Origin of the sequence: Segatella copri (assembly GCF_009495355.1) — a bacterium.
Taxonomy (GTDB): Bacteria; Bacteroidota; Bacteroidia; order Bacteroidales; family Bacteroidaceae; genus Prevotella.
Genome location: NZ_VZAD01000085.1, coordinates 41,635 through 58,209, shown reverse-complemented (window position 1 = coordinate 58,209; position 16,575 = coordinate 41,635). Strand labels below are relative to the sequence as shown.

At 47.8% G+C, this 16,575-nt stretch carries 7 protein-coding genes; 4 read left to right on the top strand and 3 right to left on the bottom strand.

Going from position 1 to position 16,575, the window contains the following annotated elements; genetic code table 11:
- Positions 1–264 precede the first annotated feature (264 nt).
- A complete protein-coding gene (locus F7D20_RS11260) occupies positions 265–3,012 on the top strand; it encodes a helix-turn-helix and ligand-binding sensor domain-containing protein (protein ID WP_158464120.1) in 2,748 nt (915 codons plus the stop codon).
- 11 nt (positions 3,013–3,023) lie between these two features.
- Here the strand turns inward: F7D20_RS11260 and F7D20_RS11255 are convergent, their stop codons facing one another.
- On the bottom strand, positions 3,024–4,013 hold the full coding sequence (locus F7D20_RS11255; protein ID WP_158464119.1) for a YqiA/YcfP family alpha/beta fold hydrolase: 990 nt from the start codon (positions 4,011–4,013) through the stop codon (positions 3,024–3,026).
- Positions 4,014–4,358: 345 nt separating this feature from the next.
- Here F7D20_RS11255 and F7D20_RS11250 point away from each other — a divergent pair, with 345 nt between their 5' ends.
- The gene (locus F7D20_RS11250) at positions 4,359–5,663 is read left to right on the top strand and encodes a nucleobase:cation symporter-2 family protein (RefSeq protein ID WP_158464118.1); all 1,305 of its coding nucleotides are present in this window, start codon (positions 4,359–4,361) and stop codon (positions 5,661–5,663) included.
- A 43-nt stretch (positions 5,664–5,706) separates the two neighbouring features.
- Positions 5,707–6,273 carry a xanthine phosphoribosyltransferase gene (gene xpt, locus F7D20_RS11245; RefSeq protein WP_022252325.1) on the top strand — a complete coding sequence of 189 codons (567 nt, stop codon included), beginning with the start codon at positions 5,707–5,709 and terminating at the stop codon, positions 6,271–6,273.
- A 363-nt stretch (positions 6,274–6,636) separates the two neighbouring features.
- Here the strand turns inward: xpt and F7D20_RS11240 are convergent, their stop codons facing one another.
- The gene (locus F7D20_RS11240; protein WP_158464117.1) at positions 6,637–7,830 is read right to left on the bottom strand and encodes an SGNH/GDSL hydrolase family protein; all 1,194 of its coding nucleotides are present in this window, start codon (positions 7,828–7,830) and stop codon (positions 6,637–6,639) included.
- Entirely contained in the window at positions 7,827–8,033 is a 207-nt protein-coding gene (locus F7D20_RS11235; RefSeq protein WP_158464116.1) for a hypothetical protein, read from the bottom strand. Before F7D20_RS11235 ends, F7D20_RS11240 begins: the two co-directional genes overlap by 4 nt.
- Positions 8,034–8,651: 618 nt before the next feature.
- Between F7D20_RS11235 and F7D20_RS11230 the strand changes: the two genes are divergently transcribed.
- Entirely contained in the window at positions 8,652–16,550 is a 7,899-nt protein-coding gene (locus F7D20_RS11230; protein ID WP_158464115.1) for a S8 family serine peptidase, read from the top strand.
- Positions 16,551–16,575 lie beyond the last annotated feature (25 nt).

Genomic DNA, 16,575 nt, shown 5'->3' with positions numbered 1-16,575 from the left:
CAAATTTGTTGCCACGATATAACTACGATGCGCTTTCTTGGCACTACGATTTTACTACGATGCCCATTTCTAAACGTTTGGAAAAGAGAAAGATAGAAAAACGACAAAATTTTGCCTTTTTTCTTTGGTAGATGGTATAAATTTATTAATTTTGCAAATACATAACCACAAACCCGTCTAAATCAAAGAATGAAAAAGCAGTTTTTATGGCTTGTCATGTTAATCTTTTGTCTATGTCCAATGATGACAAAGGCACAGATTTTTATGCCTATTATCTCATACTATAACTCGTTCACTTATCATTATGGCATGCAGAACTGGTGCTGTACGCAGGATGATAGGGGCATTATGTACTTTGCCAACAATAATGGTGTGCTCAGTTATGATGGCTATTCGTGGCGCACCATAGCCTTGCCCAGCAAGGGATTGGTGCGATCAATTCTTGCTGATGGCGACCGTATCTATGTCGGCTCTTATACCGACTTTGGTTATTTTGTGCGTGATGAATGGGGTAAGATGGTGTATCATTCTCTTTGGCCCAAAAAATATCAGTCGCATAATGACGAGATATGGAATATCGTGAAGGGTGCTGATGGACATATTTACTTCCAGTCATTCTGCTCTTATTTCGTTTACGATGGCAAGAAAGTTACACCTTATTATATAAAGGAGCATCTGCCGCTCTGGTTTTTCCAAACAGGCGGTCAGCTCTATGCTCAATTGATTTCCGACGGATTGTGCCGGGTCAGCAAGACGTATTACCCCCCCATTCTACATCGTAGAGACTATGGCAACGATCATGTGATGGGCTTGCACCAGTTGGGCAAGAGTCATTTCTTGTTGGCCACCAACCAGAATGGACTCTTCCTATACGACGGACAGCAGGTGAAGCCTGTTCGTACTGATGTCGATGCTTTGCTCCGACAAGCCTTGATCAACCGTACTGTCATGCTCAATAAGCATACCTTGGTGTTGGGAACCATCAAGAGTGGAATTTTTGCCATCGACCTCAATACTAATAAGGTGTTGTGGCACTACAGCAAGGCTAACGGACTGGGAAACAATACCGTGCTCAATCTCCTGGTGGACAGAACGGGCAACTTATGGGCAGCCTTGGACAATGGCATCGCCCTTATCCATACGGGTTTGCCCCTTTCGGTGATGAGACTCGAGGGCATCGGTATGGTCTACGATGTGGCTACCTTGGGAAGCGATATGTATATTGCCACCAACCAGTCGGTGTGGCGATATGACATGAAGGAACACAATATAGTTCCAGTGAATGGCTGCGAAGGACAAAACTGGTATGTATCTCAGTTTGACAACCAGGTGTTTGCCGGCAACAATTTAGGCACAAAGGCCCTTGTGGGCAATCAGTCTTTCGACCTTTTAAACGACAATCAGGGCTGTACTATGATGCGTGAGTATCAGCATTATGGTCAGCATGCATTGATAGAGTCTTCCTACAACAGTTTCCGCATTTATTTACGCGATGGCGACAAATGGCGCTATGGTTGGACGGTGAAAGGCTTCAGTGCTCCTATCAGAGAGATAGAAATAGACAACCAGGGTGTCATCTGGGCAGCCCACATGAGCAAAGGTCTCTATCGACTGGAGCTTTCCAAGGACATGAAGCGATTTGAGAAGGTGAACTACTATTCGTCGTTGCCCAATAGCAAGGGTGATGCATTCCATGTGATGACCATCATGGGACGTGTGGTCTTCTCGTATGGTGGCCGTCTCTTTACTTACGATGATATACGCAAGCAGATATTGCCCTATTATGGTTGCGGCAGGTTGAGCGACATGGGCATTGTGTCGTCTGCCTTCCTTGATAAGAAAACCTTCTGGTTGCTCAATAGCGATGGCTATTGGCTCATGCATTCGGGCAGTAAGGAGAACCTGCCGGTGTTCTTTATCTCCAATTCTTCGTTTGGGCAGGAGTGCAACATCTATGGACATTCGATGTATGTGTCGGGTCGTGCCACCTATTTCTTCCTCAACGATGGTATAGGCAGATATTTGGGCACAGGTGCTGAAAAGGGAAAGAATCCCGCCTGCTATCAGGCTTCATTCAGCGAGGTGACGACAAAGGACCGTGATAATGTGGCGCATCAACTGCCTGTGGTCAGCGATGGCAAGGTGAAGGCATGGGGGAACATTCGGCTCAGGGTGTCGTTCCCCAACTACGATAACGACAAACTGCAGTTCTGCTATACGCTGAAGGGTGGAGGCAATACGCTTACCGAGTCTTCCTATTCGCCAGAGATCGTGTACAGCAACTTTGGCTTTGGAGATTATGAACTGACGGTGGTGGTCAAAAACCTTAAGGGCGACATCATAGGCAAGCCTCTTGTCTATTGTTTCTCTTTCCCCACACCTTTCCTGCTCTCATGGTGGGCGTGGCTGATGTATCTGTTGTTGCTCTCGGCTTTGGTGTATGGCTTTATTCGCTGGCGCACCAACAAGATTATTCGTCGCAATAAGAAGATTGCCGAAAAAGAGCTGATGGAGCAGAAGATGAAATCGTTGGAACAGGAACGTATCATTGCTGAGCAACAGAAACAACTCTTAGAAAACGAGCTCGTCCTTAAGGGAAAGGACGTGGCAAGCATGGCTTTCGATATGGTGGCGATGAACAACTCCATCAGTGAGGCGAAGGAGACTTTGCTTGAAGGCATGCGCAAGGGAACCATCACCACCAAGAATGCCAGCAAACTGTTGTTGCAGATGAAGAGTGGCGATAACGACTTGTTCTGGAATACGTTCCAAAACAACTTCGACCTGATACACAAGAAGTTCTTCCGCAGTCTGCGTGAGAAATATCCCGACCTCACGTCGAACGACCTGAAGGTGTGTGCCCTCTTGCGCCTGAACCTGAATACGAAGGATATTGCCAACTTCACTCACCTTACCATCCGTGGTGTGGAAGGCGCAAGATACCGACTCAGAAAGAAGTTGGGCATTCCTACCGACAAGTCGCTCACCGATTTCCTCATCGAGTTCGAATAAGGGTAGGATCTTTATTGTCCTCCCAAGCGCTCGAAGAAGGTGATGATTTCCTCAAAAGTCTTGAATTCATCGCTGCCATACTCGATGGCTGTGCCCATGAAGCCCTTGTCGGGACAGGGGTCGATGAAGTAGTCGCCATAGAGCAATGCCTTCTGGTTGCAGAAAATGACGTGGTTGTAGGCTGGGGCAGATAGGTACTCCTCTACCCAGGTCATGACACGAGCCATATAGTCATGGTCGTTGGTGGGGGCCTGTGCCACAATGTACACATTATAATATTCTATCAGCATCTCATAGGCCTTGTGCATTGAGCTGGTGGTTTTCCAGTAACTGTCGTGCAGGGCATCGAAGTCGATATACACGATGGGGCGTTCCTTTCCGTTCTGCTTGTCGTCTATCCATCGGATGACGGGTGCGAGATAATGGAATGCCACCTTGTCTATCAGTCGATGCTCACCATGGAAGCGGATGGCTTGTGGATAATGCTCGTGGAAGAGGTCGAAGGTATGAACCACTGGGTCCTTGTCGCCAAAGAGTCCGTAGACACGGCTTTGCTCCTCGGGTGTAACATTCTGAAAGCACAGGGCGGTAATGTCCTTGTACTCCTTGATGAGTCCCTTGTTCACCATCAGCTCCTGCACACCGTCCTTGCGCGGGTTCTGAAACTCCTGTCTTCCCGTCATACTGCTCATGGTGTTGCCCATCTCGAAAGCAGGGTTTACCAGGATGCGGTCGGTGCCATGGAGCATCTCGGTGAACATACCCCCCATGGAGGTGCCTATGATCAGGTCGGGTTTCTCCCTCTGCTGCATATCCTTCAGCATCGCTATGGCTTCTTCGGCATGCACGGGAATGTCGTCAGCCACGATGGTGGCATTGGGCATCAACTCCTGCAACATTTTTACCGTACCGCTCTGTCCCGACGACAGGAAGCCGTGTACATACATGATTTTCTTGCCCTGCATCAGGTCAGGGAACTGCTTGATGTATTGATTTTCCATTGCTTGTTGTTTTAATTCAAGTTTCTCAAGTGAGGGAATTGATAGAAGTTAAAGAAGTTATCACTCCCTACGGTCGTTCGGGAAGTTAAGAGACAATAGTCTTCTTTCGTAAAACGTAGGACATTTGTCCCTTCACTTCCCTCTAACTTCACTAACTTCACTTAACTTCCCCAAATGCGAAGTTTAGTAAAATGTAGTTGCAAAAGTACAGTTATTTGCAGTGAAAACAAAATTATTGATGCAGATTTTTTCTTCTGTTGTTCAAATAATGCGATGAAAGGGCAGTATTTCTCGGATTTTATTTGTACTTTTGCCGCATCTTTCTGAAATTACATATATGTGACAATGGAACAGTCAATAGAAAATCTCTACAAGCTCGACGGCAGAGTGCCCGTCGCCAAAGCACTTCCTTTCGGCCTTCAGCATGTGCTGGCCATGTTTGTGAGCAACATTGCTCCTATTATGATTCTTGCCGGAGCCGTAGGCTTGGACAGTTCAGTGAGCGCCGTGCTTATCCAGAACTGTATGGTCATAGCCGGTATCGGTACGTTGGTACAGCTTTATCCCGTTTGGCGCATTGGCTCGCGCCTGCCTATCGTGATGGGCATTTCCTTCACCTTCCTTTCTCTGGCCATCGCCATTGCCGGTTCTCAGGGCATGGGAACTCTCATTGGTGCGGTTATCATTGGTGGATTGATAGAGGGAACGCTTGGACTCTTTGCCAAGTATTGGATTAAACTCATTCCGCCCGTTGTGGCTGCTACGGTGGTTACCGCCATCGGTTTCTCGCTTCTTCCTGTAGGTGCCAACTCGTTTGCCGGTGGACAGGGCGCAGCCGATTTTGGCAGTGTGAACAACTGGATTGTAGGAAGCGTTACCCTGTTGGCCTGTCTGCTCTGCCAGATTTTTGCCAAGGGCTTCCTCCGTTCGCTGTCTGTTCTTATGGGTCTGATAGTAGGCTACATTCTTGCCTGCTGCATGGGTATGGTCAATTTCAGCGGACTCACCGGTCTGTCGCTTGTAGCCTTGCCCCAGCTTCTGCCTTTTACTCCCGAGTTTCATATCGGTGCCATCCTCTCGGTGGTAGCCGTCTATCTTGTGTCAGCCACAGAGACGATTGGTGATACTTCTGCCCTCTGCAACAGTGCGCTGAAGCGCAATCCTCAGACCAAGGAGATGGGCTCTGCCGTTTGCTGCGATGGTTTCGTCAGCTCGGTGTCTGGTCTCTTCGGTTGTACTCCTATCACCTCGTTCAGTCAGAATGTGGGATTGGCAGCCATGTCGGGTGTGGTCAACCGTTTCACCATTGCCATGGGAGCCTTGATAATGATTATCGGTGGTGTGTTCCCTGCCATAGGCTATGTGCTCACCACCATTCCTCAGGCTGTTTTGGGCGGTTGCACCATTATGATGTTTGGTAGCATCCTCTTTGCCGGTTTCGGTATGATGGCGCGTACGGGCTTCTCACAGCGCAACATGGTGATCGTGAGCCTTTCGCTGAGTGTAGGCCTTGGCTTCACCCAGGCTACAGGCATGTTCAACATCTTCCCTGAGATTGTCCGCACGGTGTTTGCCGACAACTGCGTGGCTGTGGTCTTCCTGCTTGCTGTGGTTCTCAACCTCGTGTTGCCAAAGGATCTGGAACAATAAAAAGAGAATTATTTGCTAATATTACTATAAAATTCTATTCATAATGGATTTACTGAAAGAAAGAATTATGCAGGAAGGCAGATGTTTTCCTGGTGGAATCTTAAAAGTAGACAGTTTCGTAAATCACCAGATGGATCCTATCTTGATGATGGATTTGGCGAAGGAGTTTGTTCGTCTGTTCCAGGACATTAAGTACAACAAGATCATCACCATTGAGGCATCGGGTATCGCTCCTGCCATCATGGTAGGTTATCTGACCCATCTTCCAGTGGTCTTCGTCAAGAAGAAACAGCCCAAGACAATGGAGGGTATGATTACTTCTGTGGTTCACTCTTTCACCAAGGACCGCGACTATACGGTTTGTGTGAGCGACAGCTATCTTACTCCCGACGACCATGTCATCTTTATCGACGATTTCCTCGCCAATGGCAATGCTTCCAAGGGCGTGATGGAACTCTGCGAAAAGGCTGGCGCCAAGATAGAGGCGATGGGCTTTATCATTGAGAAAGCCTTCCAGCATGGTGGCGACTTCCTGCGCCGTGAGGGAATGCGCTATGAGGCGCTCGCTACGGTTGAGAGCCTGGAAGACTGCAAGATCGTATTGAAGTAAGGGGCTCAAGTTTCACAAGTGGTTTAAGTACGCCCTGAAGGCCCAAAAACTCTTAGCCCATGGTTGTTATGGACACAAGCAGCACGCCCTGAAGGGGCAGAAGCTCTTAGCCCAGGGCATCGCTCTGGGTACAATGACAATCAGAAAGGCGCCCTGTAAGGGCAAAAGCTTTGTATATTGTCCGGTATTTTAAAGCTTTTGCCCTTACAGGGCGACAGGTTTGCAGCCGTAATTACCCAGGGCGATGCCCTGGGCTAAGAGCTTCTGCCCCTTCAGGGCGTGTGGGGAAAAACAATAAGGAGTTATTTCATGGAGTTAACTCCTTAACTCCTCCAAATCTCAAGTGCTTTAACTCCTCCAAATCTATTTGACTATTTCTGCCGCATAGATTCCCATTACCTTATATCCTGCGGCGTTGGGATGCAGCCAGTCGCTGCATACATATTCCTTCTTCATTCTGTGCTCATCGGCAGAATCTTGCATCAGTTTGGCAAAGTCGAGCACGCCATCCACCTTTTTCTCTTTGCCCTGACTGCGTATCCAGTCGTTCACGTATTGGCGGCATGCCTCGTGGAAATAAGTGTAATAGCCTGCACCCTTGAAAGGCGTGATGGTGGCGAGATACACCTTCATGCGCTTGGCCTTTGCCTTCTTTATCATGTTCTGATAACTCTCTATCAGCAGTCGGGCTGTTGTCTCGCTGTTTCCGCTCTTAGTGTTTCCTATATCGTTGACACCTTCGAAGATAATCACCTTCTTCACACCGCATTGTCCCAGGATGTCGCGGTCGTATCGGTCTTTGGCCAATGTGCCTATTCCTCCGGGCACTACCACCTGATTGGATCCGATACCTAAGTTGAGTACGCCCTGATTGGTAATCTTATGTTTCAGGTGCAGCATCTCGCTCATGATGTCGGGCCATCGGTTCTGTGCATTGTCGGTTGTTCCGCGACCATCGGTTATTGAGTTTCCTATGATGGCAATGGCGCTCAGGTTGTTCTTCATCGACCATACATCAATGCCTGCGATGGTGTACCAATGGTTCACGCGTTGTGCTTTTTCGAAGTTGGAGTGAGCATTGGTTACTCCTTTCATGATATAGGAGGTGGTGCGTGAGCCTGGATGCATGGTAGGCTTGGCTGGCGATGAGGTGTAGTTGATGGTAATGGCAACGCGCTCCAAAGGTCTGAGGTTGAACTTCAGCGGGTCGCTTTCTATCGCCTTGCCAGCAGGAATCACAGTCTTGTATTTGCCGTGAAACTTCAGGTACTCAGCGCTCTTGGCGTCTACGCCAAATGTGTCTTTGGCATGGGCGATATAGACCGAACGTATCACCACGGGTTCCGAACTGTAGATGTTGCTCAGCTTCAGTCGTATCACCTCGCCGCCCAATGATACCTTCACCACTTGTCTGATGGAGTGGGGCGTATTGCTGTATAACACTTTGCTCTTTTCGGCAGCCTGTGGAGCTGTAGCCCAGGTTCCTACCCATGTCTGTGCCGTGGCATTCATGATGAATGCACACAGAAAGCATAATAATGCGAATGTTTTCTTCATAATATTTCTCTCTTTTCTTTTTTCTGCTTTGTTTTTCTTTTGCGTGTTATTTTCTTTCTTCTTCCGAAATATCTTTGGTAAAGATACGACTTTTTATCGTGCTGAGCATACTGCGAGGGTTTTTCTCTAACTTCCTTTAACGAGTTTAACTTCCATTGTAACCGCTCTGCAACCCTAAAGCTATGTTCAGTTACTTTAATCATTGTTTTTCGTTCGTTATGAATTTGTTTTTTCTCTTGTGGATAAATCTCCGTTCCGTGATACGGAACGGCCGTTCCAAATCACGGAATGGCGGTTCTAAATCACGGAATGTGCGTTCCGAATCACGGAACGGAGATTTTTGCAGCTTCAACAAAACTTTTATATAGTATAAGAGTAAGATTTTTGTGATTTAACGATTTTAATTGACCACTCTTGGCATTATTTTTAATATGAGTAGACTCGGTTGTTGCTTATTTGTCATTTGCGTTGACTTACTTAATTTTAGTCATATTCATTGTTGACTGCTTATCTCCTTAACTTTACAAAATGGAAATAACATTTCGTAAATAAAAGTGCTTAAAAATGGGGTGGTTGTAAGTTGCGGCCGTGATAAGGCATAAAATGATGTATTTTTACTATCTTTTTATACAAAAACTGTTAGAAATGCTTGCATATATCAATTAATTTATTTACTTTTGCACCCGAGAGAAAAAGTTTGTGTCGTACAGACACTCATGAGGGCGTATCAACACTTATCAGATTGTTCCGGCACTTATTTACGGATAGCATTATAATATACTATTATTTGTTTTATATTTATTTTTTACAACATTTTCAAGATGACAAGAAGATTACTTTTGTTAGTATGTGCAATGCTGTGTTTAGGCAGTAGTGTGCATATTCAGGCGCAGTCTGTATCTTCTTCTACAGCAACCTCTGCGGATGGTAATTACGTAGAGGGTGTCGTTCGTGTCAAACTCCAGCGCGAGATAGCCGACCGTTTGGTGGCTGCCAAGCTTCCGCTGTCAGTAAAAGGTACGAGCAAGAAGTATGTTCAGACTGGCGTGACCCCGCTCGACAGGGTCAGTCAGAAAGTAAAGGCAGTCTCCATGACCCGTGTTTTCCCTTATGCCGGTAAGGATGAGGCTAAGCACAAGGCAGCAGGACTGGATCTTTGGTACGATGTCCATTACGAGGCATCAGGTATGAAACTGGCACAAGCCCGCAACTTGCTCCGTTCTACAGAGGGTGTGGCTTATGCCCAGCGCATACCGGTTTACAAACCCATAGGCGGTGAGCGTTTCCTTGAGGTTTCGCCAGCAGCAGTGGCTAAGGCTGCCAAGGCTGCATCCACCTTGCCTTTCAACGACCCATTGCTCAATGACCAGTGGCATTACAACAACGATGGTCATATCCCAGGTACCAAGGCAGGTGCCGATGCCAATGTGTTCAAGGCTTGGGAGTCTGGTGTTACCGGTTCTAAGGATGTAGTGGTTGCCATCATTGATGGTGGTTTCCAGGTAGATCACCCAGACCTGAAGGACAATGTGTGGATCAACGAAGCTGAGAAGAACGGTAAGCCTGGTGTTGATGATGATGGTGATGGCTATGTAGATGATATCTACGGTTACAACTTCGTTATCAATTCAAGCAATATCAACGCTCACTCTCATGGTACTCACGTAGCAGGTACCGTAGGTGCCACCAATAATAATGGTATTGGTGTCTGCGGTGTTGCCGGTGGTGGTAAAGACGGTAAGGGCGGTGTCAAGATGATGGTTTGTCAGGTATTCGACAGCCGTGCCAGCAGTTCTGCTGTAGCTGATTTCGGTGCTGCGCTTGTCTATGCAGCCGACCGCGGTGCCAGCATCGCCCAGTGTTCTTGGGGTGCCAGTGTTGCAGACGATGAGGACAAGTCGGTTACCGAAGCTGTTGATTACTTCACCAAGAATGGTGGCGGCGACAAGATGAACGGAGGTCTCTGTATCTTTGCTGCCGGCAACAATGGTGAGGAAGGCAACTATTATCCCGGTTGTCTTGACAAGGTTGTGGCTGTTGGTTCCATGGCTCCTGACGGAAGCGTGGCTTATTATTCCAACCGTGGCAAGTGGGTTGATGTGACAGCCCCTGGTGGTCTGGAGGACAATGGTCAGCAGTATGGCGTATTGAGTACCTTGCCTAACAGTACCTATGGTTACAACGAGGGAACCTCTATGGCGTGTCCTCATGTATCGGGTATTGCAGCCTTGATTCTTTCCAAGTATGGTAACAAGCAGTTCTCTAATGAGACTCTCCGCACCTTGCTCACCACATCCGTAAACGACCTGTATACTCAGAATCCTGAGTACGAGGGATTGATGGGCTCCGGTTATATCGATGCCTACAAGGCCCTGCAGGGCAAGGAGGGCAGCGTGCCTGAGGCTGTTGCCGACTTCACTGTTACTGCATCTCATGACAATGCTCTCATCGAATGGACGATTCCTGAGACCGAAGAGAAGAGCATCGATCATCATGTGATTTATTATAGCACAGAGGCTTTCACTGCTACAGACGACTTGAACAAGCTGAGCTCAGTGTCAGTAGATACCAAGTTCAAGTATTCTGGCGATAAGATGTCTTACGAGTTGGACGGTCTGAAGGCTTCCACCAAGTACTACTTCGCCATTGTGGCTTACAACCGTTGGGGTAAGGCTTCTGCCGTATCTCTCATCAAGGAGGCTACCACCAATGCAGGTCCTAAGGTAGAGGTAGACAAGAAGAACCTTCCTATGACAGTAGATGCCACCAAGGCTTCCACAGCTGAGGCTTCTTTCAATGTAAAGAATGCCGGTGAGGGCGTGTTGAAGTATCAGCTCACTACAGCAACCACCAAGGCTACCATGTCTACCAGCGGTCGCATCAAGAATCCGAACCCTGGTCAGGTTCTTCCTTTCAGCGGTACTGTCAGCCCAACACTTGTAAAGCGCAATGCTGTGGCCACTTCCGACTATCAGGCAAAGGACTGGCCAGACACTTTGACCTATTCCAACCTGTTGTACAGCTATATCGGTGAGACTGACACCAAGCTGCCTAATGCCTTGGCTCAGTATTTCTATGTAGATAAGGCAACTTATCCTAATGGTTTCAACCTGACCGATCTTCGCTTCCAGGGACATAACGGACAGGATCCTGTGATTGAGATTTACGACGGATCTCGTTCTATCTCTACTGCAAGTTTGATTCAGAAGGTTAATTATAAATTCTGGGCATACGATTATCCTATTACTTTGGAAGAGCAGATTCACTTTGCTCCAGGTACCAGCTTCTGGGTAGTGGCTAAGTTCCCTGCCGGCGCCAAGAACCCATTGGCTACAGGCAAGACTACCCGAACCGATGTTGCCCAGTATAGCTTCTATAGCTCTGACAATGGTACTACCTGGACTCAGCTGAGTCAAGTGCTCAAGGGCACCAGCTTCGAGGCAGTAGCTAATCAGCTCACATGGGCTGTACAGGCCATCAGCAAGAACCCAGACTGGAGTCAGGTTCTCAATCCAGAGCCTATCAGCGGCGAGGTTCGTCCTAATGAAAGCCAGAAGGTTACTCTGAAGAATGATGGTCAGAAACTCGTTAACGGCACATACAATTTTAATATCCATGTCAAGAGCAATGAGGCTGTTGATTCTAAGCAGCAGGTTGCTTTGTCTATGACCGTGAAGGGCTATAAGCCTGAATTGCACAGCCAGCAGCTGGTTGACTTCGGCGACTTGCTGGTGGGTCAGACCAAGACCATTGATGTGGAGTTGACCAATAGTGGTTATGGTGTGTTTGGTGGTAATTATGGTAGGCTCCAGGCTCCAAAGAACGTGACGTCTTCTTTACCCGATCAGTTCAACGTGTCAAAGGGTGCCAATAATATTGCTGCCCGCTCTACAGGTACGTTGCCTGTGACGTTCGCTCCTACCAAGGAGGGCAACTTCAGCAGTACCATCACCCTGACCGATAAGAATGGTAATCAGCATTCATTCCTGGTTCGCGGTGTCGCTTCTGTACCTGCCAAGCAGAGTGTAACTCCTGATGTTTACGAAGCAGGCGACCTGAAGGTAGGCGGTGAGGATAAGACTGCTACCATCACTATCAGTAACAAGGGTAACTATCCTTTGCAGTATGTCTTCCCTAAGTTCTCTTCCGAGAAGATAGTAGGTTCTACTGCCAAAGTACATAAGTTTGGTTATACTACCATCTCTAATGTTGCCGGCGACGAATCATTCGAGTACGAGCCAGCTCCAGAGTTGGCTGACGAGAAGGACATCACCTCTCAGTTCACCAACGACAACTGGCAGTCGGGTCCTATCAAGGTGGGCTTCAAGTTCCCATTCTATGGTAAGGACTACGAGCAGATTTACGTATCTTCTTATGGTGGTGTTTCTATGCAGCAGATGGATGGCCGTATCTCTTGTATGGTTCCTACTGGTGACTGTGTAGATGGTTTGGGCTATATCTCAGCCTACACCAACTCTGGCTGGATGGACATGGGCGCCAACAGCAAGATTACCTATGGTCATAAGAACGGCAAACTCTATATCAAGTTCAAGGATGTGGTAACTCCTGCCACCAACGGTGCCGGCGAGACAACAACCATCAGCTTCCACATGGCTCTCTGCCCTGACGGAAGTGTAGAGGTCTTCTACGATGATTATGATCCAGCTGGCGTATTCGGCTCTGGTGGTCACAACTTCGTTGGTGTCAGCGATATTGCTGCTTCCGACCCTTGTATATTTGTTGATGCCAACAAGGTAAAGGAGAGCAATGATGGTCTGGATGCTCCTTATTATGATATCGCTACTGGCAGCGCCATCAAGATTGTGGCTCCTGCCAAGTCTATGATCAAGAGCCTGTCAAGCACTGATGGCTATGTAGGCAATGGTGAAAGCAAGGAAATCAAGGTGACATTGGCTGCCAATGATGATTTGGTAGCAGGACCTCTGACCAACTATCTCACCGTTATCACCAACGACCCTATCAACCCAAGCTCAACTGTCAAGCTGACTGCCAACATCGTTGGCGACAACCTGAAGGCTGAGGCTGCTCTCGATTCTACCAGCGTAGATTTCGGTAAGGTATTCCGTACTTCAGCCCAGCAGCGCACCGTCTTGTTGAGCAACAATGGTAAGGATGCTCTCAACGTGACAAGCGTAACTGTTAAGAATGGCAAGTTCACTCTTGCAGAAGATATGAATGCGGCCTTCTCTGTTCCTGCAGGTCAGGGCAAGGATATCGTAGTAACATTGCCTACTGCCGAGAAGGGTACTGTAGAAGATGTGCTCGTTATCACCTATCAGGATGGTACAACCAAGGAAATACCATTGAAGGCTGAGGTGATTGGTAATCCTACCTGGAAGAGCAATCCAGAGAGCCTGGAGGTTGAAACTCCTTATGGTACCAACGTAGAAAAGACAATCCAGGTAACCAACGAGGGCGATGAGAACCTTACGTTCTCTGCTGAGCCTGCTTCATGGTATACTGCTTCCGACCAGGTGGCTAACGACAACTCAACTGTAGACTATGTGTTCAAGTCTAAGCTCGATGGCTTCGATGTGCCTTACAAGTGGGTAGACATCACCAACGACTATACCGAGCACATGCCTTATGCATTCTATATCGACAAGACAGACTTCGAGAAGGTGGAGCTTCCATTCGAGTTCCCATTCTATGGCAAGAAGTACAAGGAGATGTATATCTACAATACTGGTTTCGTATCTTTCGATGCACCGGTAGAGGATTACAAGCAGTTCCCTGAGCCACCAGCAAGTCTGCCAACAACAGAAACCTTCTATACCAACATCATCTGCCCATTCTGGGGTAACCACTCTATGAATACTCCATCTTCTGATGGTGTATATTACAAGGCAAAGGATGACGAGGTGATCGTAAGCTATAAGAACTATGGCAATACGATGATGCAGGGTATGAACTTCGAGGTGATCCTCCGCAAGGACGGTTCCTTCAAGTTCCAGTACAATGTGGATCCTGATGGATTCCAGGTGGGCGTATTCGGTCTCTGTGGTATCATGGATCATACTGGTACCCGTGGTATTACTCCTTCCGATATGTATATCACCGACGGCAATACCGTTGAGTTTACACCTTATAAGAACTATGTCGTGGCTCCAGGTGATCAGGTAGATATGCCTGTCGTACTGAAGGCAGACCAGTTGGCTGATACTTACGACTATGAGTTGAACGTTACCACCAACGATCCTTCTAAGCCAAGTGTCAAGATTCCTGTTACGCTGAATATCACTGGTGAGGCTAAGCCTGAGTTCCCAGAGGTAATCAATGTTGAGCAGCCTGTAGATGAAAACGCAGATCCTTCATACTATGAATTCTATGTAGTCAACAAGGGAACCAAGGCATTCACTATCACAGATGTGGCTTCTGAGATGTTTACTGGCTCGGAGTCTGATGACCCTGATGTTGAGCCTTCTGCTCCAGAAGGTCAACTTGAGGTCTATGCTGCACAAAGCAACTATGGCGGTGACGACGGTATCGACCCAGGTCCAATGGCTCTCTCTGATGATGCTACAGCCAAGGCATGGATTCCATACCAGAGCGGTATGATGGCTCCTATCGTAGTAGGTACCGACACCGTGAAGTTCAGAATCGCACCTTATAATGTTTATGAGGTTCATGCGAAGGATTTCCCTCTCGTATTCACTGTAGATGGCTTGGAAAATACCGAGTACACCTCTACCATCAAGTTGAATATCACTAAGGCTCCTGTCTTGTCATTCGACCAAGAGGAGTTGCGCATTGAGAATGTGGCTTCTGACTATAAGGGCACTTCTACCGTCAATCTGATGAACGAAGGCAAGTATAAGCTTACTTACTCTTTGAGTCTCGACCCATCTGGTCGTGATGCTGGTAATGAGTATGAGGACGGCAACGATCCTGCTCCTGCCTATAACGTCATCTCTTATCCTTCTGAGGATGCAGCCAAGAACTTCGTTGCTACCTGCGTGGAGAAGGTTTCCGGCAAGAAGGGCATGGTGAAGGCTCTTGGCTTGAAGAAGGTGAAGGACGATCAGAAGTTCAACTACGACTTGCCTACAGGTTATGAGGGCAATGCGCTCTATTATCCAGTACTCAACCCTGTAGCCAATGCTCAGGCTGCCCTGATGGGTACGGGTGCTACTGCTCTGGATGAGAACTTCTATGCAGCCACTCGCTATGAGGCTCCTGCTGAAGGCTTCAACTTGACCCATCTCTACTTCGTCGGTACTGTAGGCGACTTGGAGAATGTGGACATCGAGGCTTCTGTCATCCTGGGCAATGATGTAACTGCTACAGAGAAGACCATCGGTCATGGCAAGCTTCATATTGTCAAGGAAGAACCTCGTGAGGATGGCAGCTACCAGGGTGCTGCACGTATGTTGGAGTTTGACAATCCTATCTACATCAATCCTGCCGATACCTTCTATGTTGTATTGAAGTATCCTGCCGGCTACAAGTCATCAGCCTTGATGGCTACCAAGGATGGAGATATGGAGACCAATCGCTACATGGCACACTTGAAGTCATTGGGTGGCTGGGTTGACATCGAGACACTCTACGACAATGCTTACAGCTATGGTGCCTTCGGTTACTTCATGACTTGTATCGAGAAGGAGAAGGGTGAGCCATGGATTAAGTTGCTCAACGAGAAGAAGGAAGGTGAGATTACTCCTGGCGAGGCTATTCCTGTACAGTTTGAGGTGAATGCCAAGAGCGCTTACTTCTCTAAGAACAATAAGGCTACTCTCGTAGTGAAGAGCAATGATCCTATGAACAAGCTCTACAACTATCACATCTATCTCGACAAGAATGCAGCTCCTACCATCACCGCTCCTGAAGGTGAGACCACTGTTCCTGAGGCAAGCAAGGCAGCTGTTGATGTAACTGTTGCTGATGCCGAGGGCGAGCCTTTCACTGTAAGTCTGAAAGATGTAGACGACATCGCTGCTGTTGAGAGTTATGAGAATGAGGACGGTACTCAGGAAGGTATTTCTGAAAGCAATGGTACTTATTCTGTTGAGGAAGGCTTCAGCTTGAAGCTCCGTGTCGTTCTTGCTCCTGATTATGGTACTGCAGGAAAGCATTCTTTCGCTGTTAATGCCAAGGACGAGTCTGGCAATGTAAGCTCAGCTGTTGTCAACTACAATGTAGAACATACCAACCGTGCTCCTGAGTACGTAGGTGCCACAGAGTTGGCTATGAAGGTTGGCGAGACCTCTGTTCAGTACAACTTCGCTGAGCTCTTCAAGGATGTGGATGACGACAAGATGACCTACACAGCTTCTGTTGAGGATGCCTCTGTAGCTACTGTCTTCAAGTCGGAGGATGGATTCATCGTGGCTGGCAAGGCAGCAGGTAAGACCAACATCAACGTAGTGGCTACCGATGCCAACGGTGCTTCTTCTACAGGTGTCATCTCTCTGACCGTATCTGAGACCACAGGCATCGACGGTGTTGAGGCCGATGGCAGCAACAAGGGTGATGTAACGGTCAACGAGAATGGTGAGGTTACTCTCCATGTCAATGCCGACAAGGCCGTGCTCCGTGTTTACAGCAATGCCGGTCAGCTGATGGCTCAGCAAATAGCCGCTCCTGTACATGCAGGCGATAAGGTTAGCCTTAACCTGTCTGGCTCTATTGCTGGTGTTTATCACCTCGTAGCCGACATCGATGGTAAGGTTTCTGCCATTAAGTTCGCACTCAAGTAAATTCTTTCTTCTATCCATCAGAGAG

Excerpts from the sequence above, each read along its gene's own strand:
- F7D20_RS11260 (WP_158464120.1), top strand. The coding sequence starts at position 265 with ATGCCTATTATCTCATACTATAACTCGTTCACTTATCATTATGGCATG.
- F7D20_RS11255 (WP_158464119.1), bottom strand. The coding sequence starts at position 4,013 with ATGGAAAATCAATACATCAAGCAGTTCCCTGACCTGATGCAGGGCAAG.
- F7D20_RS11250 (WP_158464118.1), top strand. The coding sequence starts at position 4,359 with ATGGAACAGTCAATAGAAAATCTCTACAAGCTCGACGGCAGAGTGCCC.
- xpt (WP_022252325.1), top strand. The coding sequence starts at position 5,707 with ATGGATTTACTGAAAGAAAGAATTATGCAGGAAGGCAGATGTTTTCCT.
- F7D20_RS11240 (WP_158464117.1), bottom strand. The coding sequence starts at position 7,830 with ATGAAGAAAACATTCGCATTATTATGCTTTCTGTGTGCATTCATCATG.
- F7D20_RS11235 (WP_158464116.1), bottom strand. The coding sequence starts at position 8,033 with ATGATTAAAGTAACTGAACATAGCTTTAGGGTTGCAGAGCGGTTACAA.
- F7D20_RS11230 (WP_158464115.1), top strand. The coding sequence starts at position 8,652 with ATGACAAGAAGATTACTTTTGTTAGTATGTGCAATGCTGTGTTTAGGC.